The 25,979-nt window shown below is 60.1% G+C and carries 19 protein-coding genes; 3 read left to right on the top strand and 16 right to left on the bottom strand.

Annotated elements, in window-relative coordinates:
- Positions 1 to 24: 24 nt before the first annotated feature.
- The 14 genes from HMPREF2849_RS07020 to eccCa all read right to left on the bottom strand — a co-directional run bounded on the left by HMPREF2849_RS07020 (position 25) and on the right by eccCa (position 17,696).
- Entirely contained in the window at positions 25 to 1,080 is a 1,056-nt protein-coding gene (locus HMPREF2849_RS07020; protein WP_016422099.1) for a hydroxymethylglutaryl-CoA reductase (NADPH), read from the bottom strand.
- Positions 1,081 to 1,173: 93 nt separating this feature from the next.
- A complete protein-coding gene (locus HMPREF2849_RS07015; RefSeq protein WP_070862802.1) occupies positions 1,174 to 2,259 on the bottom strand; it encodes a phosphomevalonate kinase in 1,086 nt (361 codons plus the stop codon).
- Between the two features lie 12 nt (positions 2,260 to 2,271).
- Entirely contained in the window at positions 2,272 to 3,249 is a 978-nt protein-coding gene (gene mvaD, locus HMPREF2849_RS07010) for a diphosphomevalonate decarboxylase (protein WP_049190390.1), read from the bottom strand.
- The gene (mvk, locus tag HMPREF2849_RS07005) at positions 3,246 to 4,271 is read right to left on the bottom strand and encodes a mevalonate kinase (protein WP_101687816.1); all 1,026 of its coding nucleotides are present in this window, start codon (positions 4,269 to 4,271) and stop codon (positions 3,246 to 3,248) included. Before mvk ends, mvaD begins: the two co-directional genes overlap by 4 nt.
- 4 nt (positions 4,272 to 4,275) lie before the next feature.
- The gene (gene idi, locus HMPREF2849_RS07000) at positions 4,276 to 4,932 is read right to left on the bottom strand and encodes an isopentenyl-diphosphate Delta-isomerase (RefSeq protein WP_016422095.1); all 657 of its coding nucleotides are present in this window, start codon (positions 4,930 to 4,932) and stop codon (positions 4,276 to 4,278) included.
- Positions 4,933 to 4,948: 16 nt separating this feature from the next.
- Positions 4,949 to 6,292, bottom strand: a complete 1,344-nt coding sequence (gene glmM, locus HMPREF2849_RS06995; RefSeq protein ID WP_016422094.1) for a phosphoglucosamine mutase — start codon at positions 6,290 to 6,292, stop codon at positions 4,949 to 4,951.
- Between the two features lie 102 nt (positions 6,293 to 6,394).
- Positions 6,395 to 8,083, bottom strand: a complete 1,689-nt coding sequence (locus tag HMPREF2849_RS06990; RefSeq protein ID WP_049193322.1) for a VanW family protein — start codon at positions 8,081 to 8,083, stop codon at positions 6,395 to 6,397.
- 43 nt (positions 8,084 to 8,126) lie between these two features.
- Positions 8,127 to 10,049 (bottom strand): acyltransferase family protein, encoded by a 1,923-nt coding sequence (locus HMPREF2849_RS06985; RefSeq protein ID WP_069359405.1) that lies wholly within the window; start codon positions 10,047 to 10,049, stop codon positions 8,127 to 8,129.
- Positions 10,050 to 10,269: 220 nt separating this feature from the next.
- Complete coding sequence (rpsI, locus tag HMPREF2849_RS06980) at positions 10,270 to 10,830, bottom strand: 30S ribosomal protein S9 (protein WP_016422091.1); 561 nt, start codon at positions 10,828 to 10,830, stop codon at positions 10,270 to 10,272.
- Complete coding sequence (gene rplM, locus HMPREF2849_RS06975; RefSeq protein ID WP_049170060.1) at positions 10,827 to 11,270, bottom strand: 50S ribosomal protein L13; 444 nt, start codon at positions 11,268 to 11,270, stop codon at positions 10,827 to 10,829. The genes rpsI and rplM overlap by 4 nt, the downstream gene beginning before the upstream one ends.
- Positions 11,271 to 11,590: 320 nt before the next feature.
- Positions 11,591 to 11,878: a WXG100 family type VII secretion target gene (locus tag HMPREF2849_RS06970; protein ID WP_016422090.1), complete on the bottom strand. Its 288-nt coding sequence runs from the start codon at positions 11,876 to 11,878 to the stop codon at positions 11,591 to 11,593.
- 73 nt (positions 11,879 to 11,951) lie between these two features.
- Positions 11,952 to 12,278: a WXG100 family type VII secretion target gene (locus HMPREF2849_RS06965; RefSeq protein ID WP_005510029.1), complete on the bottom strand. Its 327-nt coding sequence runs from the start codon at positions 12,276 to 12,278 to the stop codon at positions 11,952 to 11,954.
- 202 nt (positions 12,279 to 12,480) lie between these two features.
- Complete coding sequence (locus HMPREF2849_RS06960) at positions 12,481 to 13,869, bottom strand: type VII secretion-associated protein (protein WP_049190394.1); 1,389 nt, start codon at positions 13,867 to 13,869, stop codon at positions 12,481 to 12,483.
- The gene (eccCa, locus tag HMPREF2849_RS06955; RefSeq protein WP_152682198.1) at positions 13,869 to 17,696 is read right to left on the bottom strand and encodes a type VII secretion protein EccCa; all 3,828 of its coding nucleotides are present in this window, start codon (positions 17,694 to 17,696) and stop codon (positions 13,869 to 13,871) included. The genes HMPREF2849_RS06960 and eccCa overlap by 1 nt, the downstream gene beginning before the upstream one ends.
- Positions 17,697 to 17,890: 194 nt before the next feature.
- On the opposite strand from eccCa, the gene eccD reads away from it, so the two are divergent.
- Both eccD and mycP read left to right on the top strand, forming a co-directional pair.
- Entirely contained in the window at positions 17,891 to 19,306 is a 1,416-nt protein-coding gene (gene eccD, locus HMPREF2849_RS06950; RefSeq protein WP_224783772.1) for a type VII secretion integral membrane protein EccD, read from the top strand.
- Between the two features lie 14 nt (positions 19,307 to 19,320).
- Positions 19,321 to 20,559, top strand: a complete 1,239-nt coding sequence (gene mycP / locus HMPREF2849_RS06945; protein ID WP_222865580.1) for a type VII secretion-associated serine protease mycosin — start codon at positions 19,321 to 19,323, stop codon at positions 20,557 to 20,559.
- On the opposite strand, the gene eccB is transcribed toward mycP, so the two are convergent.
- Positions 20,518 to 21,960 (bottom strand): type VII secretion protein EccB, encoded by a 1,443-nt coding sequence (gene eccB / locus HMPREF2849_RS06940; protein ID WP_070545647.1) that lies wholly within the window; start codon positions 21,958 to 21,960, stop codon positions 20,518 to 20,520. The genes mycP and eccB overlap by 42 nt on opposite strands.
- A 114-nt stretch (positions 21,961 to 22,074) precedes the next feature.
- Between eccB and HMPREF2849_RS11020 the strand changes: the two genes are divergently transcribed.
- Positions 22,075 to 23,229: a hypothetical protein gene (locus HMPREF2849_RS11020; protein WP_016422084.1), complete on the top strand. Its 1,155-nt coding sequence runs from the start codon at positions 22,075 to 22,077 to the stop codon at positions 23,227 to 23,229.
- A gap of 589 nt (positions 23,230 to 23,818) precedes the next feature.
- Here the strand turns inward: HMPREF2849_RS11020 and HMPREF2849_RS06930 are convergent.
- Complete coding sequence (locus tag HMPREF2849_RS06930) at positions 23,819 to 25,960, bottom strand: DUF6541 family protein (protein WP_070862801.1); 2,142 nt, start codon at positions 25,958 to 25,960, stop codon at positions 23,819 to 23,821.
- Positions 25,961 to 25,979: the final 19 nt, after the last annotated feature.

Raw genomic sequence — 25,979 nt, 5'->3', positions numbered from 1 at the left:
TCGCAAACGACTATTCACAAACCGCTACTTCGCACGCTCGATAGAAACGTGCGCCTCCATCAGCTCCCCCGGGTTCGTCTGTGCCGCGAGCAGGGAAAGCTCACCACACCAGACGATTGCCGCGCAGCACGCTGCTAGACGACGGGCATTCTCGCCCGGCTCACGGTCCTCCTTGCAGCCCAGCGCTGTGAGATTCTTCTCCACGAAGTCCAAGCCCTTGCCGTTGCCCACGGAACCGACGATCAAATGTGGCAGGGTGCAGCTAAAGCGCACGGAGCCGTCGTCAAGCGCCTCTACCTGCGTCAGCCCCTGCGAGCCTTCGACGATATTCGCAGCGTCCTGACCGGTAGCGAGGTAAAAGCCCAGCAGCATATTGGCGTAGTGCGCATTACCGCTGCGCAGCGAACCGGCCATGATGGAGCCGACGAGGTTCTTGCGTTCGTTGAGCTCAGCCAGGCGCTTGGCAGTTGTGCGCAGACGCTCGCGGACAACCGGCTCCGGAATGACGGCCTCGGCGATTACGTACTTACCGCGGCCCAGAATGCCATTGACTGCGGAGGTCTTCTTATCGGTGCAGTAGTTGCCCGAGATGGAGCCATAGCCCAACTCTGGCATCTGCTCCATCAGGTAGGACATCAAACGCTCAGACGCCAGCGTGGCCATGTTGTGGCCCGAGGCATCACCGGAGAAGAAGTCAAAGCGGACAAAGAGAAGACGCGATGCGATCTGGAAGTGAATATCTACCAGCTTGGCAAAACGCGAGGAGGACTCCACGACCTTCTTCAGCTCGTCATAACGAGACAGGATGTTGTCGCGCGCAATGACGGCATCCGCTGCCGAGTCGAGAGTGAAAATCACCGATCGGGTCATCTTCTCACCGACGAAAGTGCAGGTAATGCCACCTTCGATCATGCGGGAGACCTTCGCACCGCGACCACACGACGGCCACAGCGGGGTCTCGTAAGTCGCCAGCGGAATCTTCACCTCGTCATTCATGACGTTGCCACTAATGCGCACCGGACCAATCCAGCTCAGCGGTACGTGTGCATATTCCAGGTCGTGCGAGCTCTTTTCAGCCATTGTCCTATGCGACCCTTTCTAGCTGCATGCAGCTTCGGTTCCCAGCTTCTGTAAATTTCAGCTGTCTTAAATTCTACGGTCAAAAAACTGTGGTCAAAGTTGAGCGGCCAGCTTCAGCGGCAACGGCTGGATGCCAGCTGCTTGCCAGCGCGCGGTGATGTCCGCGGCAGTCTCCTCGGCATCGACACCATCTGAGACTCCCACCAGCGCGATTCCGCAGTCACCACCACCGGAGCCGCTGCTCTTGCCCGCGGCCCCCGCGCCATCGGCGATGTCGGCGAGCGCTTTCAGTTTCTCCGTCTCGATGCATACAGCACGCTCACGCTCATAGTCCTGCAGCAGCGTCCGATTCTCACGCAGGCAGGCAAACGCCGCGGTGTGGTCGCCGTCGGCAAGCGCCTGCCAGAGTCTTTCGCTTATCGACGAGACCCCGCGCACAAAATCACGGTCTGCGCCACCGGCCTTCTTCAACTGCGAGTCCGTCTTCACCGGACTGCCCGTCCAGCCGACCAACAGTTGTAGCCCACCGAGGTCGGTGCGGGCGTCAATGCGAAGATTCGGCCACGGTGCCGCCACGGCAGCGACAGGATCAGCCGCCACGAGCTCTGCGAGCGCCGTCGGATTCGGCCGGCGATAGAGCACCACCCCGCCGTGCGCGGAGCACGCGATATCGCCGCCGGAACCAGCTGCACCAGCCAGAAGCGTGGCCACCATCGCAATCTTGTACACGTCCAGTGAATCCAGCTCCAGACCCAGGTGCGTCCCCAGCGCACGAGTTACAGCCACAGCGACAGCCCCGGAGGATCCCAGGCCATACTTCGCACCACTGTCGGCGTCATCGAGGTCTGATTCAATGACGATATTTATGGGGCGCTCTGGGGTGTTTTCCAACTCGCCCGCAGCAATGCGATAGACCAGGGAAATCGTATGGGTAGCGATGTCATCTGGTGCATCGATATCAATGACACGCCCCCGCGGGCCGTAATAGCTGGAGTACACGCGAGAGACCGGCTGCGATGGTTCGGCATCGCGGCACCGAACTGTCACATAGCGGTCGACACCTGCGATGACGGCCAGCCCCTCGACATCCATCACCGCATACTCACCAGTGAGGTACAGCTTGCCGCAGCCACGACCGATGGACTCGCCTTCGATAGGTCCGCCTTTAGCGTTGCTCAACTACTCCCCCAGCTACACCAGGTATGCGCCAGGGCCGGAGCCGGAAACCAGCACGTCAATATCCTCGAACTCTGCGCGGAAACGATCCGCGATGGTCTCGGCATCGCCGCTGCGGCACAGCACCTTCACGTTCGGCCCGGCATCCATGGTGGCGTAGCACTCGGTGCCCTCGTCACGCAGCGTAGCGACGAGATCGAGAGCCGCCACCGAATCCGGATTCCAGTACCGCACCGGAGGAAGAGCCCCCAGCATAGTGGCGTGCATGCGCATGGCATTGGCCTCGGCAAGCTCGCCGACCGCAGTGAAGTCCGCAGCGGCAATGGCGGCCTTCATGTCCTCGATATCACGAGGCACCTGCTCCACCCAGGCCGGGAAGAACGGTGATGTCTCGACCGTGCGACGCATGGCGGCACGGCTGTCAATCTTCTTGCGCCCCGGGGCCAAAACCGCCACGACCAGGGAGAGATCCAGGCCGGAATCCGGCAGAGCCACTGCGTGGCTGGAAGCATCGTCATCGCCGGGCAGCCACTCAACGAGGCCGCCGAAAATAGAGCGACAGGCCGAGCCCGAACCGCGACGGGCCAGAGCCGAGAGCTTTTCCGGAGTGTAGTCCAGGCCGTAGGCCTTCGCCGCGGCCAGCGCGAGAGCGCCAAAACCCGACGCGGACGAAGCCAGACCCGCACCCGTCGGAATCTCGTTGGTGCTGGTCACCTCTGCGAAGCTCGTGCTGCCCGCACGCTCGCGGACCAAATCCAAAAACTTCTGGACACGGGAGAGGTCCTTGCCCACCATCTCCTGGCCGTTCAGAGTGCCCGAGTCGGCGGTGACGCTGGGATCGTCGATAAGCGACACCGTGGTCGTCGTCGGAGCGATGCCCAGAGTAAGGGACAGCGAACCTGTGGCCGGTAGCTGCACGGCCTCATCGCGCTTGCCCCAGTATTTAATCAGGGCGATGTTGGGATGAGCGACGGCGGTAGCGGTCGTGGTCACGAGGGATTTACCTCCACAGTCCAAGTAGCAACGGCATTGGCTCCCATCATGGCATGGCTAATCAGTTCCGCGTGATCGGCGGACTCTGCCAGCGCCATCACACAGCCACCGCAACCGGCACCAGTGAGCTTTGCCCCGTGGGCACCTGCCAGTCGGGCGGCAGTGACGAGATCGGTAATGGACTCATGCCCAACACCTAGTTCCTCTAGCGCTTCCTGCGCCGAGTCCATGCGATGTCCCAGACGGGCAAAATCGCCCTTGGCCAGGTTGTGCACCGCGCCATCGGCCAGCTGCCCCAAGTGGTCCAACAACTCTTGGCCGTGGACTCGGTGGGAATCGACGAAACCACGCACACGGGCAACGGCCAGCGACGTCGAACCACGCACACCGGTATCCCCCAGCACCAGCCACATCTTCTTGGCCACCTTCAGCGGATGGAACTCACCCTGCTTGAAGTAAACCGGACGCGACGCACGGGCAACCGTGGCATCCAGGCCAGAGGGGTTACCGTGCGCCAGACGCTCAGCTTCCTGCACCAGGTCAAAGCGCTGACGCTCGGTCAGAGTGCCATCGGCGAGGTCACGCACTGCGTCGATAAGCGCATGTGCCACTGCGGCAGAACCACCCAGCCCTGCAGCGGGTGGGATACCGGAGCGGAGACGAACCAGCAGGTCGCGTTCGGGAATACCGAAGGTGCGCAGGCCAGCGCGGAGTGCAGCGGCGATGGAGGCAAAGCGCTCCGGCAGCTCGTCGATGTCGATGACCTCGCCGTCCATGGAAAACAGGACGGGAGAATCCTCCACGCGGTCAATCCACGCCATCGTGCGCAGCGACGTCACCGGCAGCGCAATAGCCGGCTTGCCGTAGACGACAGAGTGCTCACCCAACAAAATCGACTTGGCATGGCCTTCACCGAATGCGGCACCCTGTTCATTGGCCAGGGCATAGAACTCCCCGGTCTCCAATTCCTCGGACTTGTCGAGGCCGAAGTCGTCGACGCTGGCGTTTTCTACGCTGGTCACGAAGCTACACATCCTTTTCCGAAACCGACTGCGCGGCAGCCTGCGCCTCCGCTGGGCCATGGATACCCGGCACACCCGCAATGTCGAAACCGTACTTGGAGAACTTCTCCGCCCCGACACCCCAGACGTGGTTAAACCACTCCGTCATCGGTTCGTTCGCACGACGTTCTGCGAGCTCCTGCGGGGTCACGTACACCACTTCATCGACCTCATCGGGGTTGATATCCACCGACTTCGGATCGACGATGCCGGCGTACACGTGGTTGTACTCGTGCTCCGCCAATCCCGAACGATCATCGATGACCTGGTAGATAACAATGCCGATTTCCTCCAACTGAGAGACATCCGCACCGAGCTCTTCCTTCGCACGACGCTCAACGGCATCGGCCACCGGCTCCCCCGGCAGTGGGTGCGAGCAGGTCGCATTCGTCAGTAGCAGTGGTGAGTGATACTTCGACTCCGCACGGCGCTGCAGCAGCATGCGTCCCTGCTCATCGAAGAGGAAAAGAGAAAAAGCACGGTGCAAAATTCCCGGTGGAACGTGTGCTTCAAGCTTGCCGACGGTACCGAGAACCCGACCGTCACGATCGACCACCTCTACCTGGATGTCGGCTTCACCCGGGGCAAAGCGGGCTTTAATGTCCTCTGGCGCGTCATTCATTTCCACACTCCTGACTCTAGACTGCGGCCACAACCGCAGCTAACTCCCCGGCAATCTTGCGGGCCGATTCCGCATCGGCGGCCTCCACCATGACGCGGAAGAGCTCCTCGGTGCCGGACGGGCGCAACAGCACGCGACCGGTGGAACCCAGCTTCTCCTCGGCTGCATCGATGGCGGCCTTGACCTCATCAGACTCCAGAATTGCGGCCTTGTTGGACACCGGCACGTTGATAAGAGTCTGCGGCAGCACCTTCATTACGGAGGCCAGCTCAGCCAGAGACTTACCGGTGCGTGCCATCCGCGCCATGAGGTACAGACCCGTGAGGGTGCCGTCACCAGTGGTCGCATGATCCGGAATGACCACGTGTCCCGACTGCTCACCGCCGAGCGAGTAACCGCCAGCGTTCAAATCAGCCAGCACATAGCGGTCGCCGACCTTGGTGGTACGCAGGGCGATATCGTTTTCCTCCATCGCCAGCTTGAGGCCGAGGTTACTCATCACAGTGGCCACCAGCGTGTTGTGGTGCAGTAGCCCCTCTTCCTTCATGGCGACGGCCAGGATGGCCATGATTTGGTCACCATCGACGATGTTGCCCTGCGAGTCCACAGCCAGGCAGCGGTCGGCATCGCCATCGTGAGCCAGCCCCAGATCCGCGCCGTGCTCCAGCACTGCCGCGCGCAAAACCTCAATGTGGGTGGAACCGCAGTTGTCGTTGATGTTGTAGGAGTTCGGCTTGTCATGAATAGCGACGACGTCGGCACCGGCGGCCGCGTACGCCATGGGGGCGGCCTGCGAAGCAGCACCATTTGCACAATCCACCACGACACGAATGCCGTCGAGCTTGGTGCTGACCGCACGGGAGAGGTGGAACAGGTAGCGGTCGAGCCCGTCTGGGGCCTCCTCGATGACACGCCCCACTCCGGTGCCCGTGGGTCCGGTCTCCGGCAAGTTGTGGAGAGCGTGTTCGATTTCCTTCTCCACCGCGTCGTCAAGCTTGGTGCCGCCCGCGGCGAAGAACTTGATGCCGTTGTCCGGCATGGGGTTGTGAGAAGCCGAAATCATCACACCCATGTCGGCACCGTAGTCGTCGGTGAGGAAAGCGACAGCCGGAGTGGGCAGCACGCCGACACGCAAAACGTCGACGCCCTGGGAAGCCATGCCGGCAGACAGCGCTGCGGCGAGCATCTCACCGGAGACACGCGGATCGCGGCCAACAATGGCCAGGGGACGACGCCCCGACGGATTCGTGCCGCTAGTCAGCACAGTGGCCGCAGCAGCGCCCAGCCGCATTGCCAGCGGTGCGGTCAGAGTCTTATTCGCCAAACCGCGGACGCCATCAGTTCCGAAAAGACGTGCCATTGTTGCTAGACCACTCCTTGGGGGTTTTATGAGTTTTGGTATCGCGGACTATTGCATTGTCAATGCTGTATTACTTTAGCCGGTCGCGCAGGCGAATCCAGACTAGCCACAGGACACAATTGGCTGCGGGTCATAAACCGTAGTCTGAGTTTCACGCGAGATTTCCGCGCCCGAGAGGTCCCGAATGACGCGTGTGTCGGAAGTGGTAAAGCCCTGCGCACCCGACGACGGCTGGCAAGAGCTGCCACTGACCTGCATACGCTGCGGTTGCGTGTATGCCCAACGGCCACCATTGATGGACTCGACGTTGACCTTCTTCACACCCTTGATGCGCACAGTGACGTCGGAGCCAGTAGTAACGGCTTCGATGAGAATCGGAGTGTCGGAACTGTTCTTAAACGCTAGGTCGATTGCGCCCTCGTACACCGTCGCCTCACGGCCGGCCGGGTAACGCGAAATGTAGTAGCTGTGCGGGGTGTGCGCGACATCCTCCATGCCCGCAAAGTACGAAGCATTGTACAAAGTGGTGGCGAACTGGCTAATGCCACCGCCGACAGCCTTATCCGCATGGCCGTTGAGGATGATGCCCGACTCGACAAAACCCTGCGCAGTACCGCGCGGCCCCGTGTAGCCGTTCAGGCTGAATGTATCGCCCGGCGCCACGAATGCGCCGTTGACCATCTGCGACACCAGGGCAATGTTTGTTCCCGATGCCGAGCTGAAGCCACCGGTGGTGAACTCACCAATGACATCATCGAAGGTGGCACTTTCCGCTTGTTCGGTGGTGTAGGTGGCGGGCTTGTCCTCGTAGACCGCATCGAACTCGCGCTTATCCGTCGAAGTCACACGCTCGGCGAAGTCCTTCATAGTTTCATCCCACTTCACGGCTACGCCATCAACCGAGGGGACCACTTCACGCGCACCACCGCTAAAGCGTATCGACGCATTGCGCTTATCAACCTCGGAAGCAGCCAGCCCCTCCTCGAGGATCTCGCGTGCGCGGTCGACATTGATATCGGCGGCCAATCCACCGTCGCGCGGCACAAAGCTGATGATTTCAGCCATGCGCTCCGGCGGAATTACACCATCTTTGCCATCGCGGCCCTTGGCAACAATGGGGCCCGACACCGCATCGGCGGCCTCTCCTTCAGCTGCCTCACGGACCTGATCCTCACCGATAGCCGGGTCGTGCGCGGTGGTCTCTACATCGATGCCCTCCGGCGACAACCACTTGGCGGCCAAATCCCCGCTGACCGCATTGCGGTCGACATCTTGGCCGATGACCGGTGGAGTTGTTTCCACGCGGCCGTCGACAAGCTTGACCTCGCCATCGACGGGAGCAATAGTCAGTTCGCCGACGAGACGGTCGACCTGCGGCTCGAACTTAGAGCTATCGATATCGCTGACCAAATCCAGCTCACGGGTAGTAAAGAAACTGCGCACCCAGGTAACTGGGTTCGCCGTCTGCTTACCCGCCTGCGCGACCGTCTTCTCCCAGTCGATGCTCAGCCCCGCCTCCTCGGGCAGAACCTCCGCCGTGCGTTCGCCGGCACGAAACGCCACTGGATGAGTGGAAAGATCACCGAGCTGCTCTTCGAGCTTCGCCTCAGCGTGATTCGCGCTCAGCGTGCTGATGTCAATACCCGCAACGGTAGACCCGCGCGGGACATGGTCCTTGTTCAGCACGTAATCGACAGCGTAAAACACACCGAAGAGCGCGAAGATACCGAGGACGATGCCGAGGAAAATCTTTAATCCACGGTGACTGGAGGAAGACTTTTGTTTGGCCACAGCCACTTACTTTACCGTGGAAACACTACTAACTAGATTTTTATTAGATTCCGCAGGTGTCCGGAATGCGTTTCTTGTTCTTCGCATACTGCTGGAAAGCATCGACCACGGCATTGGCATAGACCTCGGCGCCATCGGGGGTCGGGTGGATAAGGTCCGCGCGCAGCTTGGACAAATCATCACGCACACCATGGCACCAGTCAGCCACATAGACATTGTCGCGCTTCTTTGCCGCGTCGAGGACTTCCCTCTCCGACTGCGGCATCCACACACGATCACCGTACGGGTTGATTAGGACAATGATGCGGTCTTCACCCAGCGAATCGAGGATCTCATCCAACAGGTGTTCGTCCGATGCCGCAGCCGACTGATTGATACCAAGACCCAGCACGACGAATGGATCGAGCGTACCCGCCGCCTTCATACTCGCGATGATCTCCGGGGCGGCCGGATAACCACGGGAAACAGCCGCATCGATATAGATACCGGGCAGCTTCTCTTCCAACGCGGACGCCGAGGCGAGCATCACAGAGTCGCCGATAGCGGTGATCTGGTCACCACGCGGCATAACGCGCTTGGCCAACTCGGCTTCCTCCGCCTTCTGAGCCTGCGCACGGCGCTCAGCTGCCTCCTGTAGCTGTGCCTCCAAACGCGTCATCTTCGGCGCCGTAGCCATTCCCACAACTGCACCAACCACGACGACCAGCGCCAGCCCTGCTGCAACGCGCGGCTTCCAGGAACCGGCAAACTGCGTGCCCGAAAACTGCGCCATCCAACGGCGGTAACCCATCCGGCGAATTGGCGATTCCACATTCTTGTATGACCAGTTCGCCAAAAGCAGCGATAGCGCAATACCTGCGCAGGCAGCGAGGTTCTCATACTGCATGGCCTCACTGCGCTCCAACAGTTCGCGGATGAGCACGATGACCGGCCAGTGCCACAGGTACAGCGAGAAAGAAATCTTTCCCAGCCAGCACAGTGGCTTGAACTCAAAAATCTGACGCACGGGTGAGACACCGCGAACGACAAGATAGAGAATCGCCGCCGACAGCAACGAGGCGAACACCAACCCACCGCGGTAAGTCGCCGACGCGGTATCCGACATCATCAGCAAAACCAACGAAAGGAAGATCAGCGGCAGCGAGGCCACTACGAAAGCCTGGGCGGAACTGCCAAAGAAGTCCCGCAGCAGGGGTTCTGTGCGTGGCCAGGAGTCCGCTTCCGCGCGTGACGACGTCGACGTCAACCACAATGCGAGGGCCGCGCCAAACAGGAGTCCAAAGGCGTGAGTATCGGTGCCGTAGTAGACCCGCGTGGGGTCGACCTTCGGATCATAGAGCGAGACCATCCACACGAAAGAGGCAACCGCCCCAATGCCCGCCACTGCTGCCAGCTTGCGAGATGCCAGCTTCAAGGCGAGAAGAGCCACAAAGATCAATGGCCAGAGCAAGTAGAACTGCTCCTCCACCGACAGTGACCAGTAGTGCGCTAACAGCTGCACTCCGGAATCCGCGAAATAGGACTGAGAGCCCGCAATCTGCGTCCAGTTATTGACGAAAAAGACCGTGCCGAGAAACTGCGTCGACAAGCCAACAGCGGGATCCCCGCCGACCAGACCTGCGACGGCGATGGAAATAAACAACACGAACATCGCAGCCGGGGCGATGCGGCGCAGCCGACGAAGCCAGAAGTCCTTTAGATCGATGCGCCCAGTGACCGCGCGTTCGCGCACCAGAAGCGAGGTGATAAGAAATCCGGAGAGCACGAAGAAGATATCCACACCGATGTAGCCACCGGGCAGCACATTATCGAAGTAGTGGTAGATCACCACTGTGGCAACAGCCAGACCGCGCAGCCCATCAATGCCTGGTACGCGTCGAATGCGGAAGGGATGCTTCGCCACCGACGACGAGCTAGAGGAGCTCTTCGCGTCGGAGGTCTTGGTGGCTGTGGTGCTCACCGCCATACGGTTTCCTTCTTCCCATCGCACTGCAATCGCACTTTCATCGCACTGCAATCGCACCGCGATAAACGATTCTCGTGGCAGTTTTTAACGGATAAAAGTCTAACGTACGGGGCTTGTCTCAAAAATGCAGCCATGCCTGGTAACGGCGGACTTTAACCCAAAAAAGCACCTCGGCTTGCGTGTAATACGCAAACTGAGGTGCTTTTCGAAGCAGTAAAGCTTAACGCTTGGAGTACTGCGGTGCGCGACGGGCCTTGTGCAGACCAGCCTTCTTGCGCTCGACAGCACGAGCGTCGCGGGTGAGGAAGCCAGCCTTCTTGAGAACGCTGCGCTCCTCCGGGTTGAACTCGTTCAGGGCACGAGCGATAGCCAGGCGCAGAGCACCGGCCTGACCGGACGGGCCACCACCGTTGATGTTGGCCTTGATGTCGAACTGGCTCTCGCGCTCGACCAGGACCAGCGGATCCTTGATCTCCTGCTGGTGCAGCTTGTTCGGGAAGTAATCCTCGAGCTCGCGGCCGTTGCAGACAATCTTGCCGGAACCAGCGGTCAGAACGACGCGGGCGACAGCGCGCTTACGACGACCGACAGTCTGAATCGGGCGATCCAGGGTCAGCGGTGCAGCCGGAGCAGCCTCAGCCTCGGTCTCGGTAGCAACTGCGTCGCCGATGGAAGAGGTGAACTCTTCAGTGGCAGCAGCAGCGGCAGCCTGAACATCATCGTAGGAAGCCTCGGTGGCCTCTACGTTCTGGTTCTCATTGACGTCCTGTGGGTTGGTCACTGTGCCACCGCCTTGATCTCGTAGTTTTCAGGCTTCTGACCGGCGAACGGGTGCTCGGAACCGGCGAAGACGTGCAGCTTCTTGATGGACGCACTCGAAAGCTTGTTGTGCGGCATCATGCCCTCAATAGCCTCAGCGATAACACGCTCCGGGTGAACCTCGAGGGAACGACCCAGGGTCATCGACTTCAGGCCGCCCGGGAAGCCCGAGTGGCGGTAGCGCATCTCACGTTCCCGCTTGTTCGAGGAGACGTGTACCTTATCGGCGTTGATGATGATGACGTGGTCACCGCAGTCGACGTTAGGGGCGAAGTAAGCCTTGCCCTTACCGCGCAGCAAGTCTGCGGCGTGAGTAGCCAGACGGCCGAGAACAACGTCGGTAGCGTCGATGACGTACCACTTGCGCTCGATGTCACCGTCCTTCGGATGGAAAGTAGACAACATGACTCCTTTTAGGGTCCGTGTAGATTTGCCAGCCACCGTGCACACTGTTGTTATTCCCCGGCGGCCGGTGGAGACCCGAGGCAACATTCACGTGTGCGCACACAGTTTGGCTACTTTACCTTGAGATGACGCTAGAACAAAAATGCCAAAGCCAGTCTCAGCCGCAAACTGCTGAGACTGGCCTTTCCCCCCCCCCTGGAGTGCTGCTAGCAAGAATACTTCAAAGGCAGATACCTAACTGAAGATCTCAATTGAGCAATGTCCTCCCCTCCCCCGGTTACATAGCTCAATCAAAAGTGCCTCAATCAGGAACCAAGCTATCCCCAGCTAGCTGCCGCGCGGCGGTTAATATCCGCCATTCGCTGGCTACCTGCGCTGACCGTATCCGCGATAGTCGTGAGAATCATATTGAGCTCCTCCGCTGCTGTGTCCCATTCACGCTGAGCCTCCTGGTAAGAATCCGAAGAGTCACCCTCCCACGTAGAGACCATCGGCGCGATGCGCTTCTTCAAATCTCCGAGCAGCCCGTTGATGGTGCCAGAAGTGGACCGAATGTCATCGGCAGCACCGTCGATGCCGCCAAAACTGTACCTAATTGGTTGCATTAAGAACCCTTTCCCCAAAAGGTGATGTGTGTTGTGTGATTCAGTGTTGTGGTTGTGCGATTCGATAAAACGTTTAGAGGTTCAGCAACGACGCACCCGCTGCTGCCACCTGCTTGAACGACGACGCCCCCTCGTCCTCGCCCGCATCGAAGCTGCTGGAATTTGCGCGGATGTTATCCGCGATATCCGTCAGCGCATTGGATAGACGCATAGCTGCGTCATCCCAACGAAGCATCAGATCATCGAAGCTGTCTTTAGCCTGGCCCTTCCATTCCCCCGCCAGACCGTCCACGACGCCTCGAATGCGCCCCAGCTCGCCCTGTACTTCCGAGTTGACGCCATCGACGTCCCCCGCGGTAGTGGTCATTTGATCTGATTCGGCTGCAAATAGGTTTGCCACTGTTTCCCCCTTATTCGTGTTGAGTGACTGATTAACGACGGCATTTTTACCTCCCCGCGCGAGCCAGCCAGCTTCCCGCGTTAAAAACCCGTCATATTGTTTGGCGCGAAAAACCCCGATTCGGTTCCATTTTGGTTTTCCAACCTTTACCCCTGCCTACCCCCGCCCATCCCCCAGTCACTTTCTCTACGCCCCTTGCGTGTTACGGCACCGGCCGAGCGCTTACTACTGCCTGGTCGCATACGGGTCGTACCGGCGCAATAGTCCTTCCTCTGAACTGGCACCCCACACTGACTTGAGTTCCGTCCATCACTTTGTGATGCCAGAGCACTATCGAATTACCTGACGGCAGCCGCTCCTCTACGACTACGACATCGGTGCCCAGTACTTGTCTGCGTTCCGGCGCGGACTTTGTCTCATCCCCGGCAACGGAGCTGCTCAAAGCGGCGGCTAGATGTTCAAGCGCCATGTCCTGCGAAAGCGGGCTAGCGAGCACCAAGACGCGCATATCTCCGCCATCCACCGCAATCAGACGGTCTAACGGACTTGCCGAGTCAAGCTCCCACCCGCCGGGAAACCGAGCTTCCACGCCCGCATTGGTCAGTTTGACTACGGGAGCAGAATCGGGACCTGGTTTCGATGTGGATGGAGGCGTCGTTACAGGAGACGTAGTTACAGGAGGAGCCTGTGCGTGCGATGTCTCACGCTGCTTCTGTCTCCCTTCGTTCTCCCTAACTATGCCGCCACTAATGAGCCATGCAGCAATCCCAACAATCAGAACCACCACCGTCAACAAACCAACGGCAGCTACTGACACAACTGTGCTTTGATTCGACGCTGAGCTGACTTCTGCCCTGGCTGCAGGACGCCGCCCCGCGAAATCCTCCGACGGCTCCACTTCACCGGCTTCAGCGTCGCCGATGTTTTTCAACCAGGCCGGATTTACGCACTCCCCGAGCCGCGATGCTGGGCAGTCGAAGACTAAAAATCCACGGTCGCGCAGACGATCGACTAGTAGAGCTCGCCGCGGGTTCGCTAGCCCGGGTGGAACTTCGCCGACGATGAACTCAATATCCTCCTGCCAGCGGGGCGGATACTCAGTGATACCGCGCCCACCACTAACTTCCACATCATCGGGTATCCCCTGGGGCGCATCCGGATACATGGTCAGCTGATAAGCCAGCGCAATGACTGTTTCCACCAATGGTGCGCTGTCGTTCGCTCCGACCAAATGTGTCATCCGACTGGCAATGTGGCCCCCGCTCAGACGAGTGACACAGACACGCGTTTCCTCTACTTCCACCAACACGCTATGAGACACAGTTGCCTCATCGAGTTCCACAACGGCGTCGGCAAGCGTCAGGATGTACGGATTGAGTTCGGTAGCCAATAGCGCGGAGGCCAGCCGGCACTGTCGCACAGCACCCCAATAGCTGGGCACAATGACTGTTTGCATGCTCTCGAGAAGCGGTCTAGGGCCATGCACCGCCAGTTCTGCGGTGTCTGCAGGTGCCGCGAGTCCCCACAGGTGCCAGGTGCCGTGGCGCAGCGTCGGGGTCTGGGTGGTGGAAGAAGATTCGACCCGAATCATCAACTGTCCTCCTGGTCACCAGCGGTATCCAACCAACCCAACTGCACAATCTGCGGACTCTGGCCGTGCGCCACCCAATAGCCACGGCCCGGCGGCTGCTCGCAAGGCTTTACGCCGAGGATGGGGCCGTCGTCGCGTGTGCCGTCCATAACAAAGACGCTGGCACCCTGGTCCTTAACCGCACCCATGACCGGGTCGTGGAGGGATCGCAACGCCCCGCTGATTCGACGGGCAAAAAAGATATTGAGCCCAATGTCGGCGGCGTGAGCGATGACTTCTGCCAGCGGCTGCAAGGGGTTACCCCGCGAGCCGGCCACGAGGTCATAGTCGTCCACGATGACATTGATGGTTGGACCACTCCACCAATTTCGGGCCTTCAACTGCGCTGGGGTGATATCCGGTTGCGGGAGACGGGCCTTCAGTACCTCTGCCAGCTCTGCCAGCATGGGTGTCGCCACCGCAGCCGAGCCCGCATAGCCGGCCAGCCGCTCTTGGGGCACGGCCTCCATTAGCCCACGGCGGTAGTCAATTACGACGAATTTCGAGTCCGACTGCGAGTACCGCAACTGGTGAACGATGCCCCTCAACGCGGCGGTTCTGCCACTGCCTGCCGAACCGAATATCAGTAGGTGACGATCCTTATCTGGGTGGAATATCACCGCGCCCAGACCGGCTTCTTCGAGCCCCACTGCAATCGCACCTCTCGCAGCGGCCGCTGGTCGCGGCAAACGCGCAATATCAATCCGCCGTGGCAACAACTGGAGCTTTGGTGCCTGCTCACCGTGCGGCGCTGTCTCTGCAATCCGCTTAGTGTCTGCAGCGCCGGTGAGAGCTACCAGCATCGCAAACCCGCCCGGCGCGACTCCGCGTCCTGGGCTCTCCGGCACCAGCTCCGCTGCCTTGCGGTCAATCATTGAATCCATCGACTCCGCCTGCCGCAGCTCAATCCGAGTACCAATCAGGTCGCGAACGGCAGGTCTCATGTCCGTCCAGCGATAGGCCGTGAGCAGGACATGAATTCCCACCGCCAATCCATCTGCAACCAGCGCCTGCACATCGTCACTCAGCGCCGGAAACTCCGTTTTGAACGCACCCCAGCCGTCAATGACCAACACCGAATCCGGCTGACCCGCCGCCCGTGCTGCTTCCGGAGAGAGCCATCCATTAGTGCGAAAGAGCTGTTCCCGACGACTTACCTCACGACGCAAGAAACCAATCGTACGGCGAATAAGCTCCTCGTCTCCGCGGTGTGCAACCGACGCGACATGCGGCAACTCAGCCAGGTCGCTCAGGCCGCCCGCACCACAATCGACGATATAAAAATGCAGGTCACGAGCGCTGATACCGTCGGCTAGCGCGAGGATCGCTGTGCGTGCGGCAGTGGTCTTTCCTGACCGCGGCGCTCCGACGATTGCCACGTGCCCACCGGTCGTGCGCAGGTCAATACGCAGTGGGTCCTGACGCTGAAACAGCGGCTTGTCCACCAGCCCAATCACACCGGTCAATCGCTGTCGCGGCAGCTGCTCGTCGGGCTGAAGCTCGATGGCCTCCGGCAATGGTGGCAGCCACACCCGATGCGCACGTGTCGATACGTGCGACACCGCTGCCACCACGGCACCGAGCACCGTCTGCTCCGATGTCTGCGCAGGCGGATCGGCCATTCCACCATCGCTTGACGACGCACCGAAAGCCTCCCGCGTCCAATTTTCAGCGGTAAATTCAGCGACAGCTACGGCCTGGCCCTGCAGCCCCTGCTCTGCCCCAGCCGTCGCACCGTCAATAGGCTGCGGACGGACCACCGGGCCGGAAACATACGCCGACCGAAACCGCACCGGCTCGGCGGCAGCAGATTTGATATATCCAATGCCCGGGATGGCCGGCAGATGATAGGCGTCCGGAACGCCCAGCACGCTGCGGGACTCCGCGACGGAAAAGGTCTTCAACCCAATACGATAGGAAAGATGGCTTTCCAACCCGCGCAAGCGGCCTTCCTCCAGACGCTGACTGGCCAGCAGCAAATGCATGTGCAAACTGCGCCCCAACCGACCAATCGCAACGAAGAGCTCAGCAAACTCCGGGCGTGCGGAGAGCAGCTCTGAAAACTCATCCACCACAATCAGCAACGCGGGCATGGGTGGCGCATCTATCTGCCCAGCGCGCCGGGCTTGCTCATAATCGCTGACACCGGCGAAATTCCCTGCAGCGCGCAGCTGCTCTTGGCGCCGCGTCATCTCACCGCGCAGTGCGTCTTCCATGCGGTTGACCAGGATAAGCTCCTGCTCCAAGTTGGTAATCACCGCCGAGACATGAGGCAATTGATCCAGTCCCAGAAACGTCGCCCCGCCTTTGAAGTCCACCAGCACAAAGTTCAACTGATCCGGGCTGTGCGTAGCTGCGAGCCCTACCACGGTCGTTCGGAGGAATTCCGACTTACCCGACCCTGTGGCACCAACGCACAGACCGTGTGGCCCCATGCCGCCCTCAGCACTCTCCTTAAAATCCAGATAGACCGGAGCACCACCGTCATCAGCTCCAACAGGAATGCGCAGACGAGCACTGCCGTAGCGCGGTCGGTAGCGCAGAGTTGTCGGAGGCGGGTACAGCCCGAGCTCCTCCATGACCGGGTCTTCCGAGGTCTTAACAGAATCATCTGCGCTTGTTGGCACTTCAAAACGCGCCAAGCTCCGCCCAAGCACCTCCGCTTCTGCTGGACTCAGCTGATCAGGTACGCCAATCTCCTCCCGTCCGGACGCAGTTTCCGCATGCACAGCAGTAGCGGAAACAACCAGCGCGATGCCATGGTGAACCGCTGCCTCCCACAACGTTGACTGCGCTTCCACGACGGTCAGCAAAACTACCGAGGTCTCCGACCCCGCCGCGTCAAAAATCGGTGTCAGTTCAGTGACATCGTGCTGTCCGTTCGAATCCGCCAGCACAATCAGCACTGCAGCTGGCAGTATGTCGATAGCCGTGAGCAGCTCAGTCAGCTGCGCACACGTCGCCGCCCGCAACCGCGCTGGGCCACAGGCATCAGTAACTGCGGGGTGTCCGTGGTGTGGCGTCCATTTCAGCCATTCCCACTCATCTCCCACAACTGCAATCAGGCAATCCTCCGGATGATGCAGCGCAGCAGCTTGGGCGACCATTGCTCGAGCCAGCCCCTGCGCCGCGGTATCTCCAGTGAGCGCGATGATCTCAAAGGCTGACACATCTATGGCAAAGGGCACGCCCTCAACCTGACGAGCCGATCGAATAACTTCCCGCAGTGCTACGGCGGAAACCGGATCCAGTTTCTCCGGCGCCGGAATTGCCGGTGGTGTTACGGGCGTTGCGGGCTGCTGCGTTGCCACCCCGATGCGCAGCTGCAAGAAATCCGGGTCCCCCTTTCGGCGTTCGCACGCCCGCCCCATCGCCCCCAGCTGCCACAGAGTTCCAGGCCGAGGGTGGATAAACTGCGCCGATTCACGCTGCATCCTCGCTGCTTTCGCCACCGCGCGGCGAATACTGGACAAATGCCTCTGATAGTCCTTCCGCACCGGTGCCATGTCCTTATTTCCCGCCCCGCCCGACACCATCATGCCCACAGTGGAAAACACCATCATCAGCGGAAACATAAACGACATCGGGTTACGTCCCATCCCAGAGACAAACATCAACACCACCATGCCAACCACTGCCACGACCATGATTAACGGCATGAGTGCACGCATCAGCGGCACCGACTGTGGTTCCGGCGCTTCCGGTGGCGCATCCGGCGCGATTGTGCCTGTCATAGGCTGCAGCCCCGCTTTTCGGGTAGCCGAAATCTCCGCCTGTGCACTAGTCACAAAAATCCCCCCCGCTATGTGTCGCCCCTTGTGTTCACTCGACGGCCAATCCCCCGACCAATCGGTGTACGCATAGCTTAAAACACACTCCGGATTCTCGCAGCGCATGACCGAAACTGATAGCGGGGGCACGCGCAGTTACTACTCCGAGTAGCGCTCTAGCGAGTTGTACGACACTCTAGAGGGACTAAAGCATGCAGAATTCATGGGGGAAATACATGCTGGGGGAACTCATTCGCGTGCGCATTGATGCCGCACACATGCCCGAAGACACCAACCGAGCACACGCAGACCTTGCATTACCGACCAACGTCGCAATCGCCGCACTTGTACCGGATATCCTGCAAATTTTCGATATCGACATTGCGGACTTCCCGCTGGCACAGTGGCAGCTACGGACCGCCACTGGCACGATTTTGCTTGCCGACGACACCCTGAACGATGCCGGTATTGCACCAGGCGAACGCCTGGTTGTTATCAACGACCCAGGTCCCGTGCCCAAACCTCGGCTCTTCGATGCCGCCGATGCTATTACCGACACCACCTATACCGACGGTATCGGGACGGCTGATTTGGTTGTTGGCTGTACCGCAGCCCTCGTGGCCACAGCTTCAATCGCAGCTGCCTCATTGAGCTTGAGCAGTACCGATTCCACACTGGCCGCGGCAATCAGCTTCATCGCGCTGCTGGCAGTAGCCGGTGGACTGCGCCTGGCTCTGTTGCGTAGCGCAAAACCGGCGATTGTCATGTCCCTGGAGCTGCAAGTGCTCATTCTGGGCACCTCTTCGGGGCTCTGCTTCGTTGGCCTCGACCTACACCGCATACTCACCGACTGGCCGCCGACTGCTGCGATTAGTGTCGCGCTTGCCGTCATCGGTTTGATTTTTCTCATTTCCAACACCGGCGACGGCGACAACCGCATCACCGTTACCCTGGGCGCGACGAGTCTCAGTGCTGCAGTTACCTTCGGTATTTACGCTGCGGCTGTCGCACTTTTCCACAACTCGGTTCAATCAGGAGCGCTCACCGCTGCTAGTGCAGTCATCCTGATACTGCTGGCACCTTCCATCGCTATCAAGGCTGCCGGTATTCGCGTACCCAAAGTCCCTGCCGCCGGCGAGAGCTTCGATGACAGCGAAACTCCCGAAATATCCCACAACGCACCTAAGCGAGCGGGGTGGATTCTCGATGGCATCCTCTGCAGTGGCACCGGAAGTCTCAGCATCTTCACCCTGGTGGTACTTTTCTCCGGAGCCTATGCGAACAAGTGGTGGCCTCTAGGCATGGCTGCTGCTGTCATAGTCTTTTGTGCAATTCACTCCCGTGGCCAAGCCCGGAAAGTAGCTTCCACCTGTACTGCTTTAGCTGGTCTTGCCGTCATTGTGGCCGTCGCCTTTCAACAGTGGTTCGAGGGCAATTGGCCAGTCGCCGCTGGCCTGGTCGTCCCCATGCTTGCAGCCACCGCCTTAGCCGCATTTCCCGCGTCACGCATCTCACCTACAACGCGCCGCATAGCTGAGCTAACCGAGGCCTGCAGTATCGCCGTTATTTTGCCCATTGCGGCCATCATTGCCGAATTCCCTGAGTTCGTAAGTGGGTTCTTCCAGTGAAAAACCCACTTTTCATGAATGCCATAAAAACTCGTCTCACCGCCACGGCCGCACTTTCCACAGTGCTTATCTCGACGTTGACGGCGGCCACCGCAGTAGCACCGTCGGGCATCGCACCAATAGCGGCTGCCCAGAACAGCCAGGACTGCGTGGCCACGATGCTGTCGTCGGAAAGCGCACTGCATGAACCGACGGTGATCGAAAAAGCTCTTCGGTTTCGCCAAGCATGGCAACTGACGACGGGTGCGGGGATTACGGTGGCGGTAATCGATACCGGGGTCTCACCCAATGAGCGCCTGGGCGAGGTTCTCGACGGTGGCGATTTTGTCGACGGCAACAGCGGGTTCGTAGACTGCGACGGTCACGGAACTCTAGTAGCCGGCATTATTGCAGGCCGGCCCGGTGCCGATGGTTTCGCCGGACTGGCGCCCGACGCGCACGTGTTGTCGATAAGACAAACAGCCGATGGCGAAGGCAATTTGGAGTCGCTGGCACAAGCTATCGACAGGGCCGTCGCGGAGGGCGCGCGGGTCATCAATATCTCGCTCACATCGTGTGCCCCGGCAGGCGTAATGCCCCAAGGTGCAACAGATGTTGCCGAGAGCGTCGCACGCGCGGAAGTCTCAGGCGCAGTAGTGGTCGCAGCGGCAGGCAATAAGGGCGATAGCTGTCAGGACGGATCCGTAGCGTGGCCCGCAGTTCTGCCGGAGGTAATCGCAGTATCAGCAGTACAGTTCGACGATGCCGGCCAAGCACAACCCGCGGAGTATGCAATCACGGGACAATGGGTCAATGTCTCCGCTCCCGGCGGCCCCGTACTCGGTCCCGATCCGCGCACCCCCACCGGTCTCATAGACCGCCACGTGTTCGGGTCTGGGGAGAACACCCGAGCTCAACAGATTGCCGGCACCAGCTTTGCCACGCCAACCGTGTCGGGCACAGCTGCCCTGCTGCTGGCACGAAACCCAGAGCTTTCCCCAGCACAGGTTCGCGACATCATCCTTAGTTCCGCGAGCCCAATTAGTTCCGGGCTCGGCCTTGGTCGCGGCATCGTTGCACCTTATGACGCTCTGATTTGGACCACTGTGGACACCGCTGCGCAGCACGCAGCCAACCCCGCTGCCGCACCGGCTCCGCCGGATCTGCTTTCTTCGCAGGAGCGCAATGCACCGCTCCGGGCGACTGGACTGCTCCTGATATGCGCACTGGGCCTAGGTGCCTGGCTGCTCTCGCGTCCCGGACAGCGGCCCTAGCGCCGCCTGCTTACTCAGCTCAGGGCCTCCGCGCAACGCGGCCACCACTTCCCAGTCCACTGGTCGCGTGCCACCGCTATCGGCATTGGTTGATGCATTAAACCCGAGGGCGGCCAACGTCGTGCGATCGTGCACAGCAAAGCGCATCCCCTCTGGAGAAATGACGTGTACGGCCCCATTTACGCTTACTGCAATCGAGCTGCGCTCACGGCTGCGACCATCCACGAAACCGTCGACGGCCGCACCCGAACCGTCGGCATGCGGGTAATCCACGTGCCGCCCCTCCGGAGCATGCTGCGACCACTGCACGAGAGCTTGCGGCCGTCCTGCTATCCGGCCGGCACACAACCAGCCATCAGCATCGGCAAACGTCAGCGGCTTTTCAGGTAGCCCCGGGACTGCTGGCGCATTCGCAACGGGAACTGCCGCCAGCTGCCCCTCACTGGCCTGCAGAACTGGGCTATGCGCAGCTAATAGCTCTCCTAGCACCGGGGAGAGAATCGCGGCACCGTCGTCAAGCACGATAACGCGCCGCTGCCCGACCTCAACCACATTGCCGACTGTGTCGAATGGAGCGGCGAAGTGCGTGGGTGCGCCGCGGTTCGGGATTGCTGGCGCGGCCAGAATCGGAACCTCCGGAATCGTTCTGAGCAACGCAGGGCTGACAGGCCGGACTGCGGCGCGTTCCAACCCCAGCGCTCGAGAAACAGCGGCGTGCTCCGGGTGGTTGACATCCAGCCGCGAGCGGTAGCCCTGCGTAATCAGCCAGAGGTTTTGGCCATCGGCAACGACGGCACTGTCCGAGTGGGTTCGGGTAAGCTGCTGCGGTTCCGCACGGACTTCTTCAAGACGCGCAAGCGACTCTGCAACAATCCACGGCTGCCCGAGGTCTTGCACCGTCCGCTCGCATAAAGACAGTGCCAACTCCGGCGCACCTGCACTGCCCCTCTTGGCAGCTCCCGAGGCACCAGAGCCTGCCGGCGCGGCCGGAACTGCTGGTGCGCCCTCAATCCCGACAGCAAAACTGATGTCCTCTTTGTCCAACTCGCTACTGCGCACCCGCTTCGGCTCAGCAGGATTGCCCAAAATTAACCGCGCCGATGCGAGATTCGCGACTGGATGCAATCGACCATTGACACGTACATGCAGGCCCTCCGACCCCGATACGACAATCAGCTGCTCATTGGAGCTCGAACCGCCCTGCGGCCGCACCAACGACAGCACCGCAGTGCCGGCGGCCAGTAAAACCACCAGCGCACAGCCGATAAACAGTGCTCGCGTACGCGTGCGCAGAGGATCGTGCAGCATTCGCGAATCCGCACGCACAAGCGCGTGCTCAATCCGACGAATCAAGAATCGATGACCGCTGACCTGGCTAGGCGTAGTCGGCGTACGTGGCATGAGTTTCCCCCAAAACTATTCCCCCAAATAATCTCTACCCTGCAGAGTAAGCCAGGCCGCGCTACTGTGCGACCAGGGGAATTTTAGTGGGGAACATATTGGGGGGATTTTCACATGCCATTGTCATTGTGGCTACTCATTACAGCAATAACCATCACTGCAGGCGCGCATGTCCCTGTGCGCGGCCGCAGCCTTCGTGACCGCCTGCGACGCACCGAACCAGGACAACTCATCGGACTACGTCTCACACCAGGCCTGCGAAGCCAGCTAAGCGCTGCGGATATCGTCTCGCTTGCCGACGACAGCCCAGTGACCCTGGATGCGCTGTGCTTTTATCACATTGCGCCGGAAGTCCGCGGAGAGCATGCGCACCGCTACTTCCGAGCAGCCGAGCGCTCCGGCACAGCCCCTGAACCCTGGACACATCTGGTGGCAACTCTTCCGGTGGAAGCCTCCGCTGACCAAGCCCTACGCTTCCTCATCCACCGGCTGGGAACCCTTGGTATTCGCGCACGGCGATTGACGGCACCGGAATGTGCTCTGACTGAGAGCTCTGCGGAGGTCGTGCAGCTGCGCCGCACTGGACGCTCTCATCATGTGGCGGCGTTGGGACGCAAACCGCACCTGTGGTTAAGCCGACAACGTGACATCGCTATCACTAATGGTCCGGCGCAGGTCATAGGAGCCGGGAGCAGTGGACAAACCATCACAATGTGTCCCGCGAACGTCCCCCGATTGGAGGTCGACTGCGGCAATCAGGACATTTGTGAGCTGCTCATCGGAATGCTCTCGCTCGGCTATCGAGTCGGGATTCGCACGTCCCGTCCACATTTCTATACTGTGGCTCTTGATCTGGGCGCAGTACTTCTCGCTCGAGCTGGAGACGACACCGTCGATGTGGTTGTTGTCGAAGAGTATGAGCCCGACCTGTGTACTGGAATCGCGAGAATCATCGAGGTCAGTCGTACAGGTTCGCCCACGGCAGCAGCAGCGGAAATGCCAGCTTCGTGCCCTCGACTGGCGATGGGCGAATTCACCTGGACGCTATCTACCGCCCGCACTACCGATGAATTGCAGCCACTAGCTATGCGGGCAACTAGCGGTTTAGTCCCGGAATCAACGCACCCAAATCTGGCAGACCGCCCGGCGCCTGGGAGCCGTCAGGCTCCCCCTGCTGCGCCGGGTCATTCGGAGCGCCATTTTCTTGGCCACCCGGCTGACCGCCTGCTGCAGGAGGCACATCCTCCTTCGGCATCTGTGCACCAGTGACATTGCCATTGTCGATAGTGGCAGCGCCCGCTGGTCCCGAGCACTCCAGAGTAGACGGGCCATAGGCCGCGCAGTTGTAACCGAATGCGCTCAACTGAGAATTCGCTGGCAGCGTCTTCATCTCACCCGCCGGCGGGAACGTAAGGACCTCGTAAGTAACTCCCCCCGGGTTCCAGGACACAGCATTGGCGGGAACCTTGTTTCCCGTGCCGTCATCGACCATCGGAGGATTGGCAAGATTCACCTGGCAGGCCAAGTAGGCGTCACCGCTCAGATCGTTGAGGAAGCAGCGTGTCGTGCCATCCTCCAACTGAAAGAGTCGAGTATTTGGGCCGTCCGCCGGGGTGTAATCCGCATCATTGACCTGGGTGATTGCAGGAGTTTCCGTCGGCGTCTCTGATTTTGTCGGTGTCGTCGACTCTTCAGTCGGCTTCGGCGGAGTCGAGGATTTAGTCTTTGCGGAAGAACTGACGGAGCGATTCGAGACTTCCGGCTTAGCCGGCTCGTCGTCTCCACATCCGGCCAGCGCGAAAGTCATCATCACACCGGCTGCGATCGTTGCCATAAATCTATTCATCCGCATGGTGTCCTAACCTACCCGACCATCGCTCCATCCCCTAGTAGCCGAGGGAGGAATTACTTCCGGAGAACTAGCTCGCATCTCGTCGATGCGTTCTGGCGTAATCACGTCATTGAAGGCGAAGATAGTTACTTCCCTATCTCGATAAACAGGGGTTACCCCTGGAGCTACCCAGAGCCCTTCACCAGGAAACTCTAAATCCTCCTTGGAATCCCAAATACCCGGGGGTGACAAATAGATGAATCCCACGTTCAGCTTTCGGGCTGAGCGATCGACATCGTTCACCCCATCCGGCCGATCGGGGTCTGGAAAACCGAGGTAATCAGCGTGCCAATACAGCATTGAGGTAGCAGTCCACTTATTCGCCACTGGCCAATCATAGTGCGGGAACACTACCGGCAAGTCATTGCGAGCGTACATCCAGCTGGACCCCTCCGGCGGATTGGTAAACGTGCGGTACTTATGTGCCTCCGGCTGCTCGGCCAACCAATCAAATGCCTTTAAGTCAGCCTTGGAAATGATTTGCCATTCCCTAGGGCTCTTGTAGGCGAAATCCGCAGCGCTAGCATTAGACGCCACTCCATAGACCACAAGTACAGCAGAGCTCACCGTCGCTAAGCTCAACCCCAGAACCCGCCCCGTCGATGGCACCTTTGACTCACTAATTCGAGCCGCCCACGCGCAGCCCCACGCAACGGCGATACCCGCAAACGCGGAATACAGGTACGCGGTGACCATCACCAACCGGTGAGGCGTCGAATAGTGAAGATCCGTATACAGCGCGAGAATATCGCCCGGCACGCCACCAAAATGATTGAGCGCGTGGGTCGTCATCAACACCGAAACAAACCAGGCCGGTACTACCCACACCCGTCGGCGCGAAGTATCTGCGAAAACCAAAAACGCCATCCCGATGAAACCAAGGATGATAATTGGCCAGAACGGCCGGAATTCCTCAGTGTGGCGAGTCAGCATTGTGGCGCCTCGATACCACGCATCGAAACGATCGAGGTCGTCTACTTCAGCACTAACCGCGCGCACATCCTCGGTCTGAGAAGTTCCCGTAAGCCACTGCGGCAGGAGAACTGCCACTGCTGGCACGAAGGCGGCTGCAATCACCGCGACGTCGTAAAGCCTGGCGCGAACCGCACCCAGTTCAGGATGCGCGGGACGCGGCAGGCGGTAGCACAACCACCAGATTGCACCGAGCATAACGACTGTAGGCACCGATGCCGGATGGAGCTCTCCGATACCGATTATCGAAAGCGCGGCGCTCAAGATGCGCTGAGGTGCGTGCGGGAGCGACGTAACAAAGGCAAAAACGGTAATCGCTAGTGCAATCGAGACCTGGTACGGCCAGGCCCCCACGAAGACCCCGACGGGCATCAATACCGGAAGCGCTGCGGAAACAAGCGCTGCAACCCCCGCGGCAACGGCAGTGGACAGCTTTCGGCGATCAATAATTCTCCAGGTGAGCGCCGCAGCCGCCGTGGGTATGGTCACGGCCGGAATGATAATGCCGAGGTAATTGACTGCCTCGGTGATTGGTAGACGGACAATCAATACCCAAAGCGCACCGAACGCATGCCATGCGGCGGGATAGTAGGACACCGCCTGAGTTTCCACATTCTGGATCTCGCCCATCCTAGTGGCCGAGGCCATGCCGTCTTCCGTAATCGAACGGAGCACACTTGCATGCCAGAGTGTGTCCCAGCCTTGCTGGATGGTCGCCATCCCCTCGGACATTGAAGCGATGCGGCCGATAGCGGTCCACGTGAGAACCGCCGCTGCGATGATGACTCCGATACTTGCGATTAGCCCATAGCCCAACTCGCGCCATCGACTTGCGGCGGGCGGCTGCGTCTCGGCCGACACTGAGCGATCGACACTACCGCGCCGCCGCCGAATCAAAGCGCTGCCGCCACTCCAGCAAAGCGCGAGAAGTAGTGTCACGGCCCAGCAGATAGACGCACTGACCAAGGTGAAGCGCACTTCGATAGCGCCGAGCGCCCACCCTGCGGTACCTGCGATACCAAACGTCACCGCAGGACCGAGGGCCAGCGCCCACGGAGTACGAACGCCGCTGGCTCTCACTACAACAGCGCCGGGGATTACGAGCAGCGCAACCAAGCTAACAATTGCCCACACCACTACCGAACACTCCTCCTAC

Source organism: Corynebacterium sp. HMSC073B01 (genome assembly GCF_001838255.1).
GTDB classification, from domain to species: Bacteria; Actinomycetota; Actinomycetes; order Mycobacteriales; family Mycobacteriaceae; genus Corynebacterium; species Corynebacterium jeikeium_D.
Note: the sequence above shows the minus strand (reverse complement) of the source record. Positions and strands in the feature narration are given on the sequence as shown.